This window comes from Paenibacillus sp. FSL R5-0345 (assembly GCF_000758585.1).
Classification (GTDB): domain Bacteria; phylum Bacillota; class Bacilli; order Paenibacillales; family Paenibacillaceae; genus Paenibacillus_AQ.
Window position 1 is genome coordinate 6,130,164 of record NZ_CP009281.1, and the last position, 21,226, is coordinate 6,151,389.

A 21,226-nucleotide genomic window follows, 5' to 3' on the forward strand; every position below is an offset into this window, starting at 1 on the left:
CCTCTGACTGTTACATCAAAAGAGGGCGCGGTCCTTTATAAAATGGAACTCTAAAGCTCCTAGCGTGATTATTCTACTCCGACTTCTGCGCCTTCTAAATTGAGGCTTAGCTTGTCGCCTGACGTCTCGTCCTCATCGTCCAATTCTCTCATTTCAATTTCCTGCTCGTCACCGCTAAGAATCTTAACATCCATACCCAGGGACTGCAGTTCTTTGATCAATACTTTGAACGATTCAGGAACACCTGGTTCCGGTACATTTTCACCTTTGACGATGGATTCGTACGTTTTCACGCGACCAACCACGTCATCGGATTTCACGGTCAAGATTTCTTGCAATGTATATGCAGCACCATAAGCTTCAAGCGCCCACACTTCCATCTCCCCGAAACGCTGTCCACCAAACTGAGCTTTACCACCCAGCGGCTGTTGCGTAACTAATGAGTAAGGACCTGTTGAACGGGCGTGAATCTTATCATCAACCATGTGCGCCAGTTTAATCATATGCATGACGCCGACAGTAACTTCACGTTCGAAGCGTTCACCTGTCCGACCATCGTACAATACAGTCTTACCATTACGCTGCATACCTGCTTCTTCCATCGTATCAAACACGTCGTACTCACGCGCTCCGTCAAATACCGGCGTTGCAATGTGAATACCCAGACGCAATGCGGCCATACCAATATGGACCTCGAGCACCTGTCCGATGTTCATACGAGAAGGAACGCCTAGAGGGTTAAGTACAACCTGTACTGGCGTACCGTCCGGAAGGAACGGCATATCTTCTTCTGGCAGGATACGGGCAACGACACCCTTGTTACCGTGACGTCCGGCCATTTTGTCACCCTCAGAGATCTTACGTTTCTGAGCGATATAGACACGAACCAATTGATTTACACCAGGAGGCAGTTCATCACCGTTCTCACGTGTAAATACTTTAACGTCCACGATAATACCATCACTACCGTGAGGAACGCGTAAAGAGGTATCCCGTACTTCACGAGCCTTCTCACCAAAGATAGCGTGCAGGAGACGTTCTTCTGCTGTCAGTTCAGTTACACCCTTCGGAGTAACCTTACCAACCAGAATGTCACCAGCGCTGATTTCCGCACCGATACGGATGATTCCACGCTCATCAAGATTGCGCAGAGCTTCTTCACCCACGTTTGGAATATCACGAGTAATTTCTTCAGGTCCCAGTTTAGTGTCACGAGCTTCAGATTCGTATTCTTCGATATGGATCGAAGTGTATACATCTTCCTTAACTAGTTTCTCACTTAACAGGATCGCATCCTCGTAGTTGTAACCTTCCCAAGTCATGAACGCAACGACAACGTTGCGGCCAAGAGCAAGTTCGCCCATTTCTGTGGAAGGACCATCTGCCAGGATATCACCTTTCTTAACAATGTCCCCTCTTTTAGCAAGAGGACGTTGGTTAATACAGGTACCTTGGTTAGAACGCATAAATTTGTGTAATTTATATTTAACGATATCGCCTTTAACTTCTTTGCCTTCGACTGTTTCAACCCGGCGCAGCCAAATTTCATTAGCTGAAGAACGTTCGATAATACCGTCATACTTAGAAACAACACATACGCCAGAATCCTTAGCGGATTTATGCTCCATCCCTGTTCCGACCAGCGGAGCTTTAGGAATTAGAAGTGGAACGGCTTGACGCTGCATGTTAGATCCCATCAGTGCGCGGTTGGAGTCATCGTTCTCAAGGAACGGAATGAGCGCCGTAGCGACGGATACGACCTGTTTAGGCGAAACGTCCATGTAATCTACACGATTACTTGGCATCGTTGTAATGTTGTCAGAGTCTTTATTGTAACGAACGATTACCATGTCTTCCTTAAAGGAGCCATCTTCGTCGATCAATACATTAGCCTGAGCAACTACATAATTATCTTCCTCATCAGCAGTCAGATAATCGATTTGTTCAGTTACCTTACCTGTCTTTGGATCTACCCAACGATATGGAGCTTCAATAAAGCCGTATTCGTTGATACGAGCAAAGGTAGACAAGGAGTTGATCAATCCAATGTTCGGACCTTCCGGTGTTTCAATTGGACACATCCGACCGTAGTGACTGTGATGGACGTCACGAACTTCAAAGCCCGCGCGCTCACGTGTCAAACCACCGGGTCCGAGTGCAGATAGACGACGTTTATGCGTAAGTTCCGCAAGCGGGTTCGTCTGATCCATAAATTGAGACAACTGAGAGCTACCGAAGAACTCTTTAATGGACGCGATAACCGGACGAATATTGATCAGAGCTTGAGGAGTAATTGCATTAGCATCCTGAATCGACATTCTTTCACGCACAACGCGCTCCATACGGGACAAACCGATACGGAACTGATTCTGAAGAAGTTCACCCACAGAACGCAGACGACGGTTACCCAAATGGTCAATATCATCGGTATTACCAATTCCGTGAAGCAAATTAATAAAGTAGCTGATCGAGGATATAATATCAGCTTGAGTAATGTGCTTAACAGACTTGTCGATGTTGCCGTTAGCGATCAGCTTAATAACCCGACCTTCTTCAATTGGCGAGAATACGTCAATCGTCTGAAGAGGAATATCTTCGCTGTCCATAACCCCACCAGTAACACGGTAGTTTTTAAAGGCAACATTCTTTTCGAAATATGGGATCAATTCATCAAGCAGTCTGCGATCGACCATTTGGCCGGACTCTGCCAGGATTTCTCCTGTAGCTTCGTCAACCAAAGGCTGAGCAAGACGTTGATTGAAAAGACGGTTCTTAATGTGTAGCTTTTTATTGATTTTGTAACGGCCTACATTGGCTAGGTCGTAGCGTTTTGGATCAAAGAAACGCGCGACCAGCAAACTTTTGGCATTGTCTAGTGTCGGCGGTTCGCCCGGACGCAAACGCTCGTAAATTTCAATAAGCGCCTTCTCCGTGGAGTCCGTGTTGTCTTTATCCAGCGTATTGCGAATATATTCATCATTGCCAAGCAATTCCAGAATTTCGGCATCACTACCGAAACCGAGAGCACGCAAAAGTACGGTAACAGGAATTTTACGAGTCCGATCGATACGAACATACATAATATCCTTAGCGTCGGTCTCAAGTTCCAACCAGGCTCCGCGGTTCGGGATTACTGTGGCGGTGTAGGTTTTTTTGCCGTTCTTATCCACTTTTGTGCTGAAATAGACGCTTGGAGAGCGAACCAACTGGCTGACAATAACCCGTTCCGCACCGTTAATAATAAAAGTGCCGGTCTCCGTCATCAGCGGGAAATCTCCCATGAACACTTCCTGCTCTTTGACCTCACCGGTCTCCTTATTAATGAGCCGCACCTTTACACGCAGAGGAGCCGCATACGTCACGTCCCGCTCTTTAGCGTCGTCAACCGTATATTTTGGTTCACCCAGGCTGTAATCAATGAACTCTAGTACCAAATTACCTGTGAAATCCTGGATCGGCGAGATGTCCTGAAACATTTCCCGCAATCCTTCCTCCAAAAACCAATCATACGATTTTTGTTGGATCTCGATCAGGTTCGGGACCTCGAGTACCTCGTTAATTCTCGCATAGCTCCGCCGAGTGCGTCGACCATACTGAACAAGATGTCCTGCCAACTTTACTCACCCCTCATGTCTACTCACTTAAAAATTGATTGCGAACCCTTGTTTGGAACCGTATAATGGAACCATACTACAAGGATTCAGTCATAAATAAAAGAAAAGCCCTTATCGAAATCTTCGAAAAAAGAGCGCACTTATCCATGACCAAAATACTCCTTATCCAGTAGATTTGCCCAAAACGTACATATTATACGTCACCAAGCAACAGTTTATGCGCTATTATCTATTACCGCGTAACACTCGCTACGCCAGAGCATAGAGAACCAATTCGCACAAAACTTGCCGTACGGCTTGCGCTAGCCGGCGACAATATATCGCTTGACATTTTCAGCAAACTAAAGACATGGAGCCTATCTTAATACTGACATTTTATAATAATACCATTATCACTATCACATGTCAATAACCTATTGATTTTTATTTCTGAGCTTTAATAATACGATAACCTTTATCTTTCCCCACTTCTTCCACATTCGAGAACAAGCTTTCAAGTTTAGCTACCGCTGACGGAGCACCCTGCTTCTTCTGAATAACAATCCACAGAAAGCCACCCTCATTCAAATGATCATAAGCTTCTTCAAAAATCTGATGCACTACAGCTTTTCCTGCACGTATCGGAGGATTGGTAAGAATCACATCGAACTTTTGTTGTTCATTCAATGCGCCGAGTACATCGCTTTCCATTACCGTAACATTCCGGATTCCATTGTGCTGAGCATTCTCACGCGCAAGTTCTACCGCACGACTGTTAATATCAATCATCGTCACTTGCCCTTTGGGGGCTAGGTATGCTGCACTTATGCCTATCGGTCCATATCCGCAACCCACATCAAGCACTGCCGAACCGTCCGGAATGATCATAGCTTCAATAAGAACTCGGCTACCGTAATCGATATCTCCTTTAGAGAAAACACCCGCATCGCTCGTAAAACGAAAGCTTTTGCCTCTTAGAACGGTGTCGATGGTACGTCTGTCATGACGCACTTCCGGTTGCTGCGAATAATAATGTTGCGACATCTCTATCCTCCCTTTCCTTTATGTTAATAGTTTGTATTTACAAAACCCTACTAACTCTATTTATAAAATAAACCCCTTGAACAAGTTCAAGGGGTTTTCAGTATAGAAGGAATTACTTCACTTCTACAGCTGCGCCTGCTTCTTCCAATTTTGCTTTAGTAGCTTCGGCTTCTTCTTTGCTTACTTTTTCTTTGATTGCTTTTGGTGCGTTGTCTACAAGGTCTTTAGCTTCTTTCAAGCCAAGGCCTGTGATTTCGCGAACGATTTTGATAACGTTGATTTTGGAAGCGCCAGCGCCTGTCAAAATTACGTCAAATTCGGATTGCTCTTCAGCAACTGCTGCTACCGCACCGCCAGCTGCTACTGGAGCTGCTGCTGTTACGCCGAATTCTTCTTCAATTGCTTTAACCAGGTCGTTCAGTTCCAATACGCTCATGCCTTTAATTGCTTCCAAGATTGCTTCTTTACTCATGATTGAACCTCCATTTATAATTTAAATTTGTTTGTGGTAATGATTTATGCTGCAAGAGTCAAAGGCTTACGCGCTTTGTTCTTCTTTTTCAGCAACAGCTTTAACTGCAAGCGCGAAGTTGCGCATTGGAGCTTGAAGTACGCTAAGCAGCATGGACAGCAAACCATCGCGGGATGGAAGCTCAGCCAGTGCTTTCAGTTGGTCCGCGTCGATGACACGTCCTTCTACTACGCCGCCTTTCAATTTCAAAGCGTCGTTTTTCTTGGCGAAATCGTTCAAAATTTTAGCTGGAGCTACTGCATCAGTTGCGCTGAATGCGATAGCTGTTGGACCAGTCAAAACTTCATCCAACTCAGTCAACTCAGCCGCAGCAGTTGCGCGACGTAGCAATGTGTTCTTCAGGACTTGAAACTCAACGCCAGCTTCACGAAGTTGCTTACGCAGTTCAGTCACTTGGGAAACGTTCAATCCACGGTAGTCCGCTACAACAGTCGAAAGACTGTTTTGCAGTTTCGCAGTAACAACGTCAACCGCATCCTGTTTTGCTTGAATTACTTTTGCATTTGCCAATGTATACACCTCCTGAAAATTTATGTGTCGGCGTCCTTTCCAAGGAAAGCATCACCGCTCCTACGCAGGCATTAGAAAAGCCTCCGCAGAATCACGAAGGCTTGATAAAACGAAAGTTATACGAGCGAGCTCGTTACTTCTTGTTTCTATCACAACACCTCGGTAGGGAATTAAGCACTAAGGCACCTACTGTCTACGGTAAGCATATTCAAGGTTAAGATTGATACCTTAAGTTTCACAACTGTTATAGATTATCAAAATTGACTCAAAGAGTCAACCCTTATTTATCTGAAGACGGTTGTGTTCACACGAGCGCTAGGACCCATTGTGGAAGAAATCGAGATGCCTTTAAGGTATACACCTTTAGCAGCAGCTGGTTTCGCACGGTTCAAAGCGTCGATAAGAGCTTTAAGGTTATCGTTCAATTGTGCAGCATCAAAGGACACTTTGCCGATTGGCGCGTGAATTTGACCTGCTTTGTCGAGACGGTATTCGATTTTACCGGCTTTGATTTCTTGCACAGCCTTGGAAACATCGAATGTAACTGTGCCGGCTTTAGGGTTAGGCATAAGACCTTTACCACCAAGCAGACGACCTAGTTTACCGACTTCACTCATCATGTCAGGTGTAGCTACGCAGACATCAAATTCAAACCAGCCTTGTTGAATTTTGTTGATCATGTCTTGATCACCAACAAAATCCGCGCCAGCAGCTTCTGCCTCTTTCGCTTTTTCACCTTTTGCAAATACAAGCACGCGTTGTGTTTTACCAGTGCCGTGAGGCAAGACAACAACACCACGAACTGCTTGGTCTTGTTTACGCGGGTCTACACCCAGACGAACTGCTGCTTCAACGGTTTCGTCGAATTTTGCAGTCGCTGCCTTTTTCACAAGCTCTACAGCTTCTGAAGGCTCGTAAGTTGCTTCGCTGTTGATCAGCTTAGCAGCTTCTTGGTATTTCTTACCATGTTTAGCCATGAAAATGTTCCTCCTTTGTGGTGTTAGCGGAAATTCCTCCCACATACTTGCGGGTCACGAATGACCGATTCTTCGAAAACTACTAGTCTTCGATTGTGATACCCATACTGCGAGCAGTACCTTCAACCATACGCATTGCAGCTTCTACAGATGCAGCGTTAAGGTCGGGCATTTTTGTTTCAGCAATTTCACGAACCGCTGCGCGGCCGATTTTTGCTACTTTTTTCTTGTTTGGTTCGCCGGATCCTTTTTCTACTTTAGCAGCGATGCGAAGCAGAACAGCAGCCGGAGGAGTTTTAGTGATGAACGTAAAGGAACGGTCTTCAAATACTGTAATTTCAACCGGAATGATCAAGCCAGCCTGGTCGGCAGTACGAGCATTAAATTCCTTACAGAATGCCATGATGTTGACACCTGCTTGACCTAACGCCGGACCTACTGGAGGCGCTGGATTCGCTTTCCCTGCAGGAATCTGCAGTTTCACCATTTTAATAACTTTTTTAGCCATGAGTGACACCTCCTTGCAAAAATAGTGGTCTTCGAACGCCATTAGCGCTCTCCCACAAGAAACCCTTAGCTTATGTTATATTTTCTCCACTTGAGTGAAATCCAACTCTAGCGGGGTTTCCCGTCCAAACATGTTAACATGCACTTTAATCTTGCTCTTGTCAGCCAAAATTTCTTCCACGGAACCCACAAAATTCGCAAACGGACCAACCATAATACGTACGGATTCCTTGATTTCGAAATCAATCTTCGCTTTAGGTTCAACCATGCCCATATGCTTCAGAATTTGTTCTACCTCTTCCGGAAGCAAAGCTGTCGGTTTAGACCCTGAGCCTGTCGAACCAACAAATCCAGTAACGCCCGGAGTATTGCGGACAACATACCAGGAATCATCAGTCTGAACCATTTCCACCAAAACATAACCCGGGTAAACTTTACGCATGACGGTTTTTTTCTTACCGTCTTTGTTTACGATTTCTTCTTCCATAGGAACAAGAACGCGGAATATTTTGTCTTCCATGCCCATGGACTCAACGCGCTTTTCCAAATTGGCTTTGACCTTATTCTCATACCCAGAATAGGTATGAACGACATACCATCTTTTTTCCATATCAAGCCACCTGGGACCTCTCTAAATAATCGCTTCAATCACAGCGGAAATACCGATGTCCAGAACCCAGAAGTAAATAGCGACAACTACAATTGTACCGAGAACGATCAATGTATAGTTGGTCAATTCTTTACGACTTGGCCAGCGAACCTTTTTGAGTTCACTCCAGCTCTCAGTGAAAAAGGAAAACATAGACTTGAAACTACGTTTCATGCCGACTACACCTCCACAGACTATCTGGTTTCGCGATGAGGAGTTTGCGAGTTACAATACTTGCAAAATTTCTTCATCTCCATGCGGTCGGGGTGATTTCGCTTGTTTTTGGTAGTCGCATAGTTTCTTTGTTTGCAACTTGTACAAGCCAAAGTGATAATTACCCGCATGATGTGCACCTCCCGAGACGTCCTTCTAACTAAACAATTAGAAGACGTAAATATTGATCCTAAAAAAAGCCGCGAATTTAGGCCTACCTAAAACACTTTAGCATAATGTCAAGGTCTGTGTCAACGAAAGAATTCCGTTCTGCACTGGGTAATTTCGGGTGTTATAGTCATATGGCCGTACCCTGTCTTTGGGTCTATCTCTTCCTCACACTTCGCTGTCTTCCTTATCATTATGGGGTATTCCGACTGTGTATAAACCTACCCTCAACGGCAACGACTAAAATCGACTCAAATAGGAATTTATGGTATTAGACCCTAATTCTATCCGAGCAATTTCATGAGACTAAAAAAAAGAACTCGATGTACGAGCCCTCTTGTGTTCATTATATCATTAATTGTCGCGCACTTCTAGATATCTTTCTAATTTCCGCTTTACACGTTGTAAAGCGTTGTCAATAGATTTCACATGCCTCTTTAGATCTTCAGCAATTTCCTGATAAGATCTTCCGTCTAAGTACAGCATTAGAACCTTACGCTCTAGGTCACTTAAAATCTCTGCCATCTTATCTTCAAGTCCAATGAATTCTTCTTGATTAATAATTAGTTCTTCTGGATCTAGAACCTGAGTTCCACAAATGACATCCATAAGCGTTCGGTCAGAATCTTCATCATAAATGGGCTTGTCCAAAGAAACATAAGAATTGAGCGGAATATGCTTCTGACGAGTGGCCGTCTTAATAGCGGTTATAATTTGACGTGTAATGCAGAGCTCAGCAAAAGCTTTAAATGAAGAGAGCTTGTCACCTTTAAAGTCACGAATAGCCTTATATAGACCAATCATTCCTTCTTGAACAATATCTTCACGGTCTGCCCCGATCAAGAAATAAGAGCGGGCTTTAGCACGTACAAAATTACGGTATTTATTAATTAAGTGTTCCAATGCGCCACTGTCGCCACCACGGAAAGCCTCGACAATATCTTCATCACTTATGAAATCATACTCAGACAGCATTATTTCCTTGAGGTCGACACTCACCAAGAATCCCCCCGGCTGCAACGCAAGACACATCGTTACTTCGCGAAATATAGGATCAGTATATATTATGTTACCTTACACCGTCAACCGGATTTGTCCAAAAACAATCTGGAATAGCATATAATGGAATAAAAATATTACCTAAATCTTCCCAACTATCACTGTCTACGCCAATTTTCCAGTTTACTCCGCACATCAGGTGGCAGTTTGTCTCCTAAAGAATGACGTGTAGAACTGATACTTCCCAGTTCGATAGCCTTTTTCACTTGTTTCTGATTCTCTTCAATCTCTAGATGTAATTCTCTTGCAGAAATCCGCAGTGCACCTTGAGCAAAAATAATATGCTGCTCCACTAAGTCACTCGTTGCAACATAGATTTGGCGACGTCGGTTGCTAAATTCCCCAACCAGTCGCTCGATGCACTCGTCTGCGGTTTCTTTTTCCTTGGTGAAAAACACCTGGACTTTGCCTTGGACAAATGACCGTCCCAATCCTGGAACGCGGTATGCATCAAACACAGCAATAACCCTTCGTCCTGAGTAAGCCTGGTAATCAGCCAGCAAATCCATCAAGCGGTCGCGTGCTTCCTGCATACCAATCTGGGACAGTGCCGCAAGTTCCGGCCAGCCACCGATCATATTATATCCGTCCACAAGCAGCACATCACGCCAGTCGGCCATAGTTATCCCTGCTGTTGCCGAAGGCGTACCACTTCATACATAATGACTCCTGCGGCGACAGAGGCATTTAATGAATTGATCTTTCCGGCCATCGGCAGTTTAAGTAATACATCACATTTCTCACGAATCAGGCGTCCCATCCCTTTATTCTCATTACCGATTACAACAGCTACCGGTCCTGTGAAAATATTGGATCCAAACAGATTCTGATCTGTATCCACATCTGTACCTACTACCCAGACTCCCTGCTCTTTCAGACGATCAATGGTCTGACCTAGGTTAGTCACCCGCGCAACCGGAACATATTCAACGGCACCCGCCGATGTTTTGGAAACGGTAGCAGTAATCTGAGCCGAACGACGTTTAGGTACAATTACTCCATGCACTCCAGTACAATCTGCTGTCCGCAGAATGGATCCCAGGTTATGTGGATCTTCGATCTCATCCAGCAAAATTAGGAATGCAGGCTCTCCTTTAGCTTCTGCTGCAGCAAGCAAATCATCTACCTCGACATAGGCAAAAGGTGCCGCTTGAGCAACTACCCCTTGATGTTGAACTCCTGGAGCGAGTTGATCCAGCTTACGCTTGTCCACATGTTGAATGACAATCCCCGCTTTGCGTGCTTCAGCGACGATTGGTGCAGTCAGATGCTTCTGAGCCGTTTCTGCGATCCATATTTTGTTTAAAGTACGACCCGCACGAAGTGCTTCAAGCACTGAATGCTTCCCAGCTAATATTTCCTCTTCTGTCTTCAAATCTTCTTCCATGTCCACTTCTCCTATTCTCTATTTCACAAAAGCCTTATCACGGCTGATTCAACATAAACTGTATACCACTGTGTACAATTTCTTGTATTCGCTCTTGTTGACCTGTGTAGTATAAGTAACCAATCAGGCACTCAAAAGCAGTAGCATGACGGTATTCAAGCACATCTGCATTCTTAGGAATACTTCCCGACTTAGCGTTTCTCCCCTGACGGGCGACATCCTTTTCCTCTTCTGTGAGATTCGGCTCCAAAAATCCAAGAATGGCACTCTGCGCCTTAGCGGATACAAGTCCTGTAGCAGAGCGATGCAAATGGTTTGGGCGCAAATTCGGAAGAGATACTAAATACTGACGAACTGACACCTCGTAAATAGCATCTCCTACATAGGCAAGTACAATTGGTGAGAGGAGTCGCGCAGGTTTGGAAGGCTCGTAAGGAAACCACCCGTTCTGAAACTTGCGTTCCTCACTCATTTACGCCGCCACCGCATTCCTTGCGGAGTATCCTCAAGCAATATGCCCAAGCGGCCTAATTCATCACGAATCTCATCGGACCGGCTCCAATTCTTATTCTTACGTGCTTCAACCCGCTCCGCGATCAATCGTTCAACTTCTTCACTCGCGATCTCTTCTTCCTCATGCTCAGGTGTCAAACGCAGCACAGCATTCATTTCCCCAAAAGCTTGCAGCAACGCAGCAAAATCAGCAGGGGCTGCTTCACTATTCGCAAGGGTATGGTTTGCAAGACTCACCCAATCAAACATAGCGGTAATCGCATCAGGGGTATTAAAGTCATCCTGCATTTTAGCATGAAAATTGGCCACTATAGCAGATAATTTATCGTTAATCTCTAAGCTCACTTCACCTTGGGCAACTTCTGCAGCAAGCTCAAGACGATGCTTAACATTGCTCTCAGCTAGAGAGATACGCTCTACGCTCTTTTCGGCTGAAGTCAACGAATCAACAGAAAAGTTCAAAGGATTACGGTAATGTGTCGAGAGCATGAAGTAGCGGATAGTTCCAGCTTTAAATTGCCCACGGATATCTTTTACAAGCCAACCATTACCAAGGGATTTGGACATTTTCTCGTCCCCGATATTGAGAAATCCATTATGCATCCAGTAATTAGAGAGTGGTTTTCCTGTCAGAGCTTCTGTCTGAGCGCATTCGCATTCATGATGCGGGAACTGCAGATCTTGTCCGCCACCGTGGATATCAATTGTATCTCCTAAGAACTCTCTTGCCATGGCCGAGCATTCAATATGCCAGCCTGGACGTCCATTCCCCCAAGGGCTTTCCCAATACACTTCACCTGGCTTCGCCGCTTTCCATAGTACAAAATCCTCAGGCTTCTCTTTACGTGAATCAACCTCTACACGAATACCAAACTGTAATTCATCTAGATTCTGACGAGACAGCTTACCATAGTCTTCAAATTTGGAAGTGCGATAGAATACATCGCCGCCGCTTTCATATGCGTACCCTTTTTCCTCAAGGTCTTTAATAAATTTAATGATCAGATCCATGCTTTCTGTAACCCGCGGATTCAATGTCGCCGGCTTCACTCCAAGTCCTTCGAGATCCTCAAGATAGGCAGCGATAAAAATCTCCGCAACCTCCGCTACTGTTGTATTCATTTCCTCTGCTTTGCGTATCAGTTTATCATCTACATCCGTGAAATTCGTAACATACCGTACCTCATTGCCAAGTTGCTCCAAATAATTCCGGACCATATCAAAGACAATAATAGGTCTAGCATTTCCGATATGCATATATCCATAAACGGTTGGACCACATACGTACATTTTCACTTTGCCCGATTCCTGGGGCACAAACTGCTCCTTGCTGCGTGTCATTGTGTTGTAAATTTGTAAAGCCATCCTATTCCAACCCTTTCTGTTGTCCCGATTCCTTAGTACCGGATATGCTTAAATTTCGTAATCACCAATATACTGCTGAGTTTCAGCCAGTCGCTGTGCGGTCTTTTGCTTATCTTCTTCGCCAAGCTTCTCTCTGATCTCTTCGATTTCTTTTTGCAAAAAACGAAGTGAATCAACAAGCGGGTCTGGCATCTTGGTATGATCCAAACGATCGGATACACGTTCACCGTTTCGTTTTACTACACGGCCCGGGTTCCCTACTACCGTACTGTTATTTGGCACTTCACGCAACACAACTGCATTAGAACCTATATTTGAATTGTCGCCGATACGAAACGATCCTAATACCTTCGCACCAGAACCAATAACTACATTGTTGCCAACTGTGGGATGACGTTTACCTTTTTCTTTCCCTGTTCCCCCGAGTGTAACCCCTTGATAGATAATAACATCATCACCGATTTCACAGGTTTCTCCAATAACAATCCCCATACCATGGTCGATAAACAGCCTATTTCCGATGACGGCTCCAGGATGGATCTCAACACCGGTCATAAATCTACTAAACTGTGAGACCAAACGGGCCATTGTATACCAGCGGCGTTTGAAAAAAGAATGAGCAATTCGATGACCCCAAATGGCGTGCAACCCTGCATATGTGAAGACAACCTCGAACCAGCTGCGGGCAGCGGGATCGTTATCGAATACCGCCCGAATGTCCGACTTAATATGCTTAAACATCACGGTTCCTCTCTTCTTGACTCCCCCATCTCCTGTTTACAGGTACACAAGGGAGGTATTGTCTCCCAATCATCATTCTTATCATACATATGCTGTGGGTGTTTGCTTGGTTTGTTATATAAAAAAAGATACCTCGAAACAAAAAAAGCCCCTGCAGCATAAAGCTGCAGAGACGTTTAACCGCGGTTCCACTCTGCTTGAACGAATCAAACAGGCTGCGTTGTTACCATCGGCAGAGTTCCTTCGTTCCACTTGGCATCATTAACGGCGATGTACCCGGCACGATCTAACGAACCTTAAGGATCGTTCAACCGTGCAGCTCACAGGCGCATGTTCTGCCCCGGACAAATGAATAACTCCCAGCCCGAAAGGTATCCCTTTCTCGGTTATTCTCTCTGGCAATTGCCTTAATGGACGTACTTCTCCTGATCACAGCTATTATCATATGGTACTATCTTAGCGCAAAAGCTAAGGGACTGACAAGAGGCTTAGTGATAAGTAATCCTGCCTTAAGCTCCCTTAATTTGTGATTTCAAACGTTCGATAACTCGGTTTTGGCCGAGCAAAGCAATCGTTATATTGAGATCACGTCCGTGTGTTTGTCCGGTCAGAGCTACACGGATCGGCATAAATAACGCTTTACCCTTGTGACCTGTTTCCTTCTGTACTTCTTTAATTAGAACAGCCATGTTGCTAGCACTGAAATCCTGACAGGCTTCAACCTTAGCTAGGAAAGCAGACAAGACCTCCGGCACTTGGCTTTCAGCCAGAACCTGCGCCGCTTCTGTTTCTAACTCTAGATGACTGCGGAAGAATAGTTCAGATAACTCTACAATATCAGAAGCAGAGGTCATCTGCTCTTGATACAGTGCTACAAGGCTTTCTGCCCATGCCTGCTGCTCATCATTCAGCTCAGCCGGTATTTTCCCCGCTTTTTGTAGATGTGGAATCGCTAATGCCGAGATCCGTTTAGGATCAGCATGCTTAATATAGTGATTATTTAGATGCGCCAGCTTATTCTTATCGAATACAGCCGGACTTTTGGACAATCGGTCCGCATCAAAAATAGAAATAAGTTCTTCTTTACTGAAAATTTCTTCTTCACCTTCTGGCGACCAGCCCAGGAGAGAAATGAAATTAACCAAAGCTTCAGGCAAATAACCCAATTCGTCATACTGCTCGATAAATTGAATAACGGATTCATCCCGTTTGCTGAGCTTCTTGTGGTTGTCGCCAACAATAAGGGTCATATGACCAAACAAAGGCGGTTCCCAGCCAAGTGCTTCAAAGATCATAAGTTGACGCGGGGTATTGGAAATATGATCTTCTCCACGCAATACATGGGTAATAGCCATCAGATGATCATCAACAGCTACCGCAAAGTTGTAGGTCGGAATTCCGTCCTTCTTTACAATAACAAAGTCACCCATTTCCTTCGTGTCAAAAGAAATGTTGCCCTTTACGATATCATCGAACGCATACGTACGATCTTCTGGTACGCGGAAGCGAATACTAGCTACCCGTCCTTCAGCTTCAAAAGCAAGGCGTTGCTCTTCCGTCAAATCACGGTGTTTACCGGAATAACGAGGAGTTTCTCCACGAGCAGTCTGTTCTTCACGTTCCGCTTCCAGTTCTTCCTCTGTGCAATAGCAACGGTAAGCCAAACCTCTATCCAGCAAATCCTGCCAATATACGCGATAAAGATCCAGACGTTCAGTCTGGCGGTAAGGTCCATACTCTCCGCCAACATCAACGCTCTCATCCCAATCCATACCTAGCCATTTCAAATATTTAAGCTGGCTCTCTTCGCCACCTGCGACATTGCGCTTCACGTCTGTATCTTCAATTCTGATAATGAATTTACCGCCTTTATTACGGGCGAACAGATAGTTAAACAGCGCCGTTCTGGCGTTACCTATATGTAAATGTCCCGTAGGGCTCGGTGCGTAACGCACCCGGACTTGATCCGTCATTATATTCCCTCCGCTTCATATGGTTAAAACTTAGAATTTACTACTTAGACCATCTCAAGATGATATCACATCTTGGAGTAGACAGACAATAGATTGTGCGGCGATTCCTTCGCCACGACCGGCAAAACCAAGCTGCTCGGTAGTGGTGGCTTTAACATTCACCTTGGACGGGTCTGCATGAAGCGCACGAGCAATGATCTCCGTCATTTGAGGAATGTAAGGCGCCATCTTTGGTTTCTGGGCAATAATCGTTGAATCGATATTCCCAAGCTTATAACCACGCTCGCTAGCAAGCGCCCATACTTGTTCTAATAATTTCAAGCTATCCGCGTCCTTAAACGCCGGATCTGTGTCCGGAAAATGTCTGCCAATATCACCTAGTCCAAGCGCGCCTAGAATAGCGTCACTTACTGCGTGCAGCAGCACATCTGCATCGGAATGTCCCAATAGTCCTTTTTCATATGGAATCGTAACTCCTCCAATAATACAAGGCCTTCCCTCTACCAGTTGATGTACATCAAATCCTTGTCCTACAGCGATCATGATTGTCCCTCTCCCCTGTTTCTTTCTGTGAATTCTGCAAAATCTAAATCATCAGGCGTCGTAATCTTAATATTTCTGTAGCTTCCCTCTACCACAGAAACCGGAATGCCAGCACGTTCCGCTAAACTGGAATCATCTGTACCTAAAAAACCATCCCGCTCCGCTACCGCATAAGCATCCAGCAATTCAGAAAGACGAAAAGTCTGCGGGGTTTGAATCGCCCACAGACTTCGCCGATCCGGCGTAGAAAGTACTTTGCCTTCGTTATCTACCTGTTTGATCGTATCTTTGACTGGTACAGCAAGAACTGAAGCACCGATCTGCTTCGCTCGCTTGTAACATGCCTCAATTTCAATCGGCTGTACAAACGGGCGAACCCCATCATGCACCATTACCCACTGTGTCGTAAGTTTCAACAATCCTTTATGTACAGAATGCTGACGCTCAGATCCACCAGGCACGATAGCCTTAACCTTGTCCAGCTTATAGAGCTGTATCCATTCCCGGCAGCGTTCAATATCTTCCTTACCGGTTACAAGCACGATTTCGGAAATCAATTCGTGCTGCTGAAATACTTCCAGCGTATGAACGATAATTGGTTTACCCTGCAATAACAGATATTGCTTGCTCTCTACAGTCCCCATTCGCGTTCCTCTGCCTGCCGCCACAATGACGACGCCCACACTGTTTGACATTACTCAGGCTCCTGTCTTTCACGTATATTCCCATCATAACGTGTTTGGCGGGCATTTCCAACCCATAGGACAGTTGCCATGCACTTTATCTTTACTTATTGTGCTTTTTCCAAGAGCTTTGGCTTCGCAAATATCATCCGTCCAGCTGAAGTTTGAAGCACACTAGTGACAAGTACCTCCATCGTAGTCCCGATATATTCACGTCCGCCTTCCACAACGATCATCGTTCCATCATCTAAATAGGCTACGCCTTGTCCATGCTCTTTGCCATCCTTAATGACCTGAACCACGATTTCCTCACCGGGCAACACTACGGGCTTTACGGCATTCGCAAGATCATTAATGTTCAGAACTGAGACTCCCTGCAATTCGCATACCTTATTCAAGTTGAAGTCATTTGTAACTACTTTACCTCGCAGTACCTTCGCTAACTTCACCAGCTTACTATCCACCTCAGAGATTTCTTCAAAATCCCCCTCATAGATTAACACCTTCACATCAAGCTCTTTTTGAATCTTATTGAGAATATCAAGTCCCCGCCGTCCGCGATTCCGTTTCAGTAGATCGGAAGAATCTGCAATATGCTGGAGCTCCTCAAGTACAAATTCCGGAATAACAATCGTTCCTTCAATAAAACCAGTTTTACAAATGTCAGCAATCCGTCCATCAATAATCACGCTAGTATCGAGGATTTTATGCTCCTCCAGCCCACGACCTTCCGGCTCAGCCGCTTGTCCCCATCGTCCAGTTGTCCAAAGTGCAGCTAGTTCCTCTTTTTTCTCCAGTCCGATCCGCAGCCCCATATATCCAAAAGCTAACGTAACGGGTACCTGGAGCAGCTGTCCTGCTTTTCCAAGCCAAATCATCGCAGGATATAACAGAAGAGACAGCAGAAGCCCCCCTGTAAGCCCAGCTGCACCTGCAGCCAATTCATTCATTGGTATACGCGAACAGTACAGAACCGCCTCCCGCAGTTTTGAACCTCCCCATTCCGCGCATAAAGACCCCGCAAACAAAAAAATAATGGCACCCAGCACCGTAAATAAAATGCTTCCCTCTACAGGTAAACTTTCACTCAGCTTTTCCATCCCCTTGGGGAATCCTCTTTCAAGCGCATGGTATAGCGAAAAACCAGACCAAGCTCCACATATTAAAGCAAAAGACAATATCACTTTTTTCCACATAACCTAACGCACCTCCTTTTTATTCATCCTTAAATGATCTATACCTCACCAGTATGTTCCAATTTTCAAGACGATAAACTTGGAGTAGCGCTGTAATTGCAAAAAGGCTCTGCCATCCCTAGGGAAGACAAAGCCTTTAGTTATAAATGTATGAATTTATCCTTACTACGAGTGAATGCTTTAACCGTTCTTTGAGTGATACACTTTATCTTCGGAACGTCTTCTACGACGGTGACGGCGTCTTGCTGTCAATCGATCGATGTTTTGTTTAAAACCATATAACGCGTAAATCCCAAGTAAGACGAAGATTAGCTTAGCAATTTCCTCTGGGAATACAACGGCAACTGCCACAGCAACAATAATGACTACTGGCGCACCGACAACCACTTTTTTAGGCAAGCCGACCTTCTTAAAATTAGGATATTTAACAGTGCTGACCATCAAATACGATAAGAGCAGTGTAGCCACGATCATAAACGGAGCGGAAACATCTTTATTAAAAAGAGCTAATGTGGCAAGTACACCACCAGCAGCAGGAATTGGCAAACCGATGAAATAACCAGGAACCCCTGGTTGAACATTAAAGCGAGCAAGGCGCAATGCCCCAAACACCGGGAAAATTGCAGTTACTGTCCAGGCTAATGCAGAATTCAAATCATGCAGGCTTGAAACGTACATAATAACAGCCGGCGCTACTCCAAAGGAAACGACATCAGACAAAGAGTCCAGTTCCTTACCAAATTCACTCTCACATTTAAGTGCACGAGCAACTCGGCCATCCAATCCGTCTAACAGCATAGCAATAATAACCATGATAGCGGCCATGCTAACTTTACCGTCAAACGCCATCATGATACCAAACATTCCGAGCATCAAGTTACCTATGGTAAAAAGACTCGGAATTGATTTTTGTATCATTTCTTCACCTCAATTTTCTCACATTGGCCTTAAATAGCTCCAATATTACGTGATTGTATGTTATTTACATTTGCCTGTCAATAAGAACTTGCTTCTGTAAACGTTTGAGCCCATCCTGAATATTACGAGCTCGCACCTCCCCAATTCCGTCCACTTCATCCAGTTCGGCTATGCTTGCAGACATCAAATTAGGCAGCATTTCAAACCGCTCCACCAGATTATGAATGATCACATTTGGAAGCCGCGGAATTTTGTTAAGCAGACGATACCCACGTGGTGTAACCACTTCTTCGGATGAAATTGCCGTTGAAGAGTAGCCCAGCAATCGAGCAATATGGTTATCATCCATTAGGTCATCATCACTAATACGTTTGAGACCGGCAATAATTTCACGAATTTTATCTTCTTGCTCTTCCTTAGCATAGTCTCTGTATAGGAGCCATGCTTCTTCCTCTGTATTTCCAACCAGTTCTTCCATCTGCATGCTGATTAAGCGTCCTTCGTTGCCTAATTCATTTATATATCGTTTGATCTCCATTTTTATGCGTAGAACCATCTCTACCCGCTGAATCACTCCGACCACTTCGGCCACGGTTACGATTCCCTCATACTCTGAAGCAGACAAATTCGTCAGTCCTTGTGTAAGAACCGCTTTGTACTTTTCGAGGGTCTGAATCGCTTGATTAGCTTTAGCCAAAATAGCTCCGATTTCTTTTAGTGCGTATCGAATGGAGCCTTGATACAGAGTAATGATATTACGGCGCTGTGAAATGGAAACCACCAGTTTGCCTGTTTGCTTCGCTACACGCTCGGCGGTCCGGTGACGAATGCCTGTCTCGATTGATGAAATAGACGAATCCGGAATTAATTGTGTATTTGCATACAAAATCCGCTTTAAGTCTTCACTAAGAATAATGGCACCGTCCATTTTGGCGAGCTCATATAAATAATTGGGCGAAAAATCGCAGTTAATGGAGAATCCTCCATCCACTACCTCCATCACCTCAGGACTATACCCAACGACGATTAGCGCTCCCGTCTTAGCGCGCAGCACATTCTCAAGACCTTCCCGAAAGGGTGTCCCCGGTGCCGCCAGTCTGAGCAGATCATTCATATTCTCTAATTGGTTATATTCTTTCATAATCCCTGTGCCCCCTAATCTAACGCGACCGATAGTGCATCTGCTACGGTACTGACGCCAATAATCTGGATATCTTGCGGGTGCTTCCAGCCCTTCAAACTTTTCTCTGGCATAATCACCCGCCGGAAGCCTAGCTTCGCGGCTTCCTTCACACGCATTTCCGCGCGTGAAACACCTCTTACTTCACCTGTAAGTCCTACTTCACCGAAGAAAACATCGTAAGGTTTTGTTGAAATATCACGAAAGCTGGAAGCGATACTAACAGCTACTGCTAAATCTATCGCTGGTTCATCCAGCTTCACGCCTCCAGCAACATTAAGGTATGCATCCTGATTTTGCAGGAACATGCCCATCCGCTTCTCAAGTACAGCGATAATGAGTGCCATCCGCTGGTGATCCATACCTGTGCACACCCGGCGTGGGGAGGGGAAATGAGTGGCAGCGATAAGAGCCTGAAGCTCAACAAGCACCGGTCTAGTCCCCTCCATACTAGCCACGACTGTAGATCCGGCTACGCCGAGTGGACGCTCCGATAAGAAGAGCTCCGATGGATTTTCTACTTCTGTTAGACCCACTTCACCCATTTCGAAAATGCCGATTTCATTCGTTGAACCGAAGCGGTTCTTCACAGCCCGCAGGAGTCTATACGTATGATGCCGCTCTCCCTCAAAATACAGCACACAATCCACCATATGTTCAAGCATCCGTGGGCCTGCAATAGCGCCTTCCTTGGTGACATGCCCAACGAGAACTGTAGCAATTCCCCGAATCTTAGCGATACGCATAAATCTTGTCGTACATTCCCGAACCTGGGTCACACTGCCTGGCGCACTAGTTACTTCTGGCATAAATACAGTCTGAATCGAATCGATAACAAGAAATTGCGGCTGAATTTGTTCAATCGCTTCTTCTATGCTTTCCATATTCGTCTCACATAGTACATATAGCTCAGCTGACAACGCACCGAGGCGATCCGCACGTAGCTTAGTTTGCCTTACCGATTCTTCGCCCGAAATGTACAGCACTCGCAATCCCTGAGTTGTCAGAGCATGCGACGTCTGTAATAAGAGCGTAGATTTACCGATTCCTGGGTCTCCCCCTACTAGTACCAGCGATCCTGGTACGATCCCCCCACCGAGAACACGGTTAAGCTCACCTATACCTGTCAGTATGCGCGGTTCCTTGTCACTTTCTATACTTATGATCGATTGTGCCTTTTCTTTACTATGAAAAATAGGGGCATTCATTCCCTGTGTTTTGACTACGCTTTCCGTTTCCTCCACCATGGAGTTCCAAGCTTGGCACCCGGGACATTTACCGAACCATTTTGGCGATTCGTATCCACAATCAGTGCAAAAAAATTTAGTTTTTGGTTTAGCCATTTGTTCTCCTTACGGTCCGAACTTTTAAATTGCGGATATTTTCTTCTAATGAAAGTTTACCATTTCTGCCTCTTTAACGAAAGGTCATTCGGCATTTGTACTAAATGTATATTTTTAAGTGAAAAATTTACA

Annotated in this window: 22 protein-coding genes and 1 other annotated feature; all 22 genes read right to left on the bottom strand. The window is 45.0% G+C overall.

The window, feature by feature from the left end:
• Positions 1-68: 68 nt before the first annotated feature.
• Positions 69-3,614 carry a DNA-directed RNA polymerase subunit beta gene (gene rpoB, locus R50345_RS27195; protein ID WP_042131231.1) on the bottom strand — a complete coding sequence of 1,182 codons (3,546 nt, stop codon included), beginning with the start codon at positions 3,612-3,614 and terminating at the stop codon, positions 69-71.
• A gap of 423 nt (positions 3,615-4,037) precedes the next feature.
• A complete protein-coding gene (locus R50345_RS27200) occupies positions 4,038-4,637 on the bottom strand; it encodes a class I SAM-dependent methyltransferase (protein WP_042131232.1) in 600 nt (199 codons plus the stop codon).
• 112 nt (positions 4,638-4,749) lie between these two features.
• Positions 4,750-5,109 carry a 50S ribosomal protein L7/L12 gene (gene rplL / locus R50345_RS27205; RefSeq protein WP_042131233.1) on the bottom strand — a complete coding sequence of 120 codons (360 nt, stop codon included), beginning with the start codon at positions 5,107-5,109 and terminating at the stop codon, positions 4,750-4,752.
• Positions 5,110-5,175: 66 nt separating this feature from the next.
• Positions 5,176-5,679, bottom strand: coding sequence for a 50S ribosomal protein L10 (rplJ, locus tag R50345_RS27210; RefSeq protein ID WP_042131234.1), 504 nt, complete (start codon positions 5,677-5,679; stop codon positions 5,176-5,178).
• Between the two features lie 64 nt (positions 5,680-5,743).
• Positions 5,744-5,896 (bottom strand) — a sequence feature (ribosomal protein L10 leader region).
• A gap of 67 nt (positions 5,897-5,963) precedes the next feature.
• A complete protein-coding gene (gene rplA, locus R50345_RS27215; protein ID WP_036680504.1) occupies positions 5,964-6,656 on the bottom strand; it encodes a 50S ribosomal protein L1 in 693 nt (230 codons plus the stop codon).
• A gap of 82 nt (positions 6,657-6,738) precedes the next feature.
• On the bottom strand, positions 6,739-7,164 hold the full coding sequence (gene rplK, locus R50345_RS27220; RefSeq protein WP_042131235.1) for a 50S ribosomal protein L11: 426 nt from the start codon (positions 7,162-7,164) through the stop codon (positions 6,739-6,741).
• Between the two features lie 75 nt (positions 7,165-7,239).
• Positions 7,240-7,773: a transcription termination/antitermination protein NusG gene (nusG, locus tag R50345_RS27225; RefSeq protein WP_036680499.1), complete on the bottom strand. Its 534-nt coding sequence runs from the start codon at positions 7,771-7,773 to the stop codon at positions 7,240-7,242.
• A 21-nt stretch (positions 7,774-7,794) separates the two neighbouring features.
• Positions 7,795-7,986: a preprotein translocase subunit SecE gene (secE, locus tag R50345_RS27230; RefSeq protein ID WP_036680497.1), complete on the bottom strand. Its 192-nt coding sequence runs from the start codon at positions 7,984-7,986 to the stop codon at positions 7,795-7,797.
• A gap of 20 nt (positions 7,987-8,006) precedes the next feature.
• Positions 8,007-8,156 carry a 50S ribosomal protein L33 gene (rpmG, locus tag R50345_RS31015; protein WP_076099620.1) on the bottom strand — a complete coding sequence of 50 codons (150 nt, stop codon included), beginning with the start codon at positions 8,154-8,156 and terminating at the stop codon, positions 8,007-8,009.
• Between the two features lie 391 nt (positions 8,157-8,547).
• Positions 8,548-9,192, bottom strand: coding sequence for an RNA polymerase sporulation sigma factor SigH (gene sigH / locus R50345_RS27235; protein WP_036680496.1), 645 nt, complete (start codon positions 9,190-9,192; stop codon positions 8,548-8,550).
• A gap of 158 nt (positions 9,193-9,350) precedes the next feature.
• Entirely contained in the window at positions 9,351-9,872 is a 522-nt protein-coding gene (locus R50345_RS27240) for an NYN domain-containing protein (RefSeq protein WP_042131236.1), read from the bottom strand.
• Positions 9,873-9,874: 2 nt separating this feature from the next.
• A complete protein-coding gene (gene rlmB / locus R50345_RS27245) occupies positions 9,875-10,639 on the bottom strand; it encodes a 23S rRNA (guanosine(2251)-2'-O)-methyltransferase RlmB (protein ID WP_042131237.1) in 765 nt (254 codons plus the stop codon).
• A 37-nt stretch (positions 10,640-10,676) separates the two neighbouring features.
• Positions 10,677-11,111 (bottom strand): Mini-ribonuclease 3, encoded by a 435-nt coding sequence (locus tag R50345_RS27250; protein ID WP_042131238.1) that lies wholly within the window; start codon positions 11,109-11,111, stop codon positions 10,677-10,679.
• On the bottom strand, positions 11,108-12,517 hold the full coding sequence (cysS, locus tag R50345_RS27255; RefSeq protein WP_042131239.1) for a cysteine--tRNA ligase: 1,410 nt from the start codon (positions 12,515-12,517) through the stop codon (positions 11,108-11,110). The genes R50345_RS27250 and cysS overlap by 4 nt, the downstream gene beginning before the upstream one ends.
• 48 nt (positions 12,518-12,565) lie before the next feature.
• The gene (gene cysE, locus R50345_RS27260) at positions 12,566-13,258 is read right to left on the bottom strand and encodes a serine O-acetyltransferase (protein ID WP_042131240.1); all 693 of its coding nucleotides are present in this window, start codon (positions 13,256-13,258) and stop codon (positions 12,566-12,568) included.
• Between the two features lie 509 nt (positions 13,259-13,767).
• Positions 13,768-15,231 carry a glutamate--tRNA ligase gene (gene gltX, locus R50345_RS27265; RefSeq protein WP_042131241.1) on the bottom strand — a complete coding sequence of 488 codons (1,464 nt, stop codon included), beginning with the start codon at positions 15,229-15,231 and terminating at the stop codon, positions 13,768-13,770.
• Positions 15,232-15,285: 54 nt separating this feature from the next.
• Positions 15,286-15,774 (bottom strand): 2-C-methyl-D-erythritol 2,4-cyclodiphosphate synthase, encoded by a 489-nt coding sequence (gene ispF / locus R50345_RS27270; RefSeq protein WP_042131242.1) that lies wholly within the window; start codon positions 15,772-15,774, stop codon positions 15,286-15,288.
• Positions 15,771-16,469 (bottom strand): 2-C-methyl-D-erythritol 4-phosphate cytidylyltransferase, encoded by a 699-nt coding sequence (gene ispD / locus R50345_RS27275; RefSeq protein ID WP_042131243.1) that lies wholly within the window; start codon positions 16,467-16,469, stop codon positions 15,771-15,773. Before ispD ends, ispF begins: the two co-directional genes overlap by 4 nt.
• 95 nt (positions 16,470-16,564) lie before the next feature.
• Positions 16,565-17,653: a PIN/TRAM domain-containing protein gene (locus tag R50345_RS27280; RefSeq protein WP_042131244.1), complete on the bottom strand. Its 1,089-nt coding sequence runs from the start codon at positions 17,651-17,653 to the stop codon at positions 16,565-16,567.
• 180 nt (positions 17,654-17,833) lie between these two features.
• Entirely contained in the window at positions 17,834-18,571 is a 738-nt protein-coding gene (gene pssA / locus R50345_RS27285; protein WP_042131245.1) for a CDP-diacylglycerol--serine O-phosphatidyltransferase, read from the bottom strand.
• A gap of 64 nt (positions 18,572-18,635) precedes the next feature.
• Positions 18,636-19,712 (bottom strand): DNA integrity scanning diadenylate cyclase DisA, encoded by a 1,077-nt coding sequence (disA, locus tag R50345_RS27290; RefSeq protein WP_042131246.1) that lies wholly within the window; start codon positions 19,710-19,712, stop codon positions 18,636-18,638.
• Positions 19,713-19,726: 14 nt separating this feature from the next.
• Positions 19,727-21,094, bottom strand: a complete 1,368-nt coding sequence (radA, locus tag R50345_RS27295; protein WP_042131247.1) for a DNA repair protein RadA — start codon at positions 21,092-21,094, stop codon at positions 19,727-19,729.
• Positions 21,095-21,226: the final 132 nt, after the last annotated feature.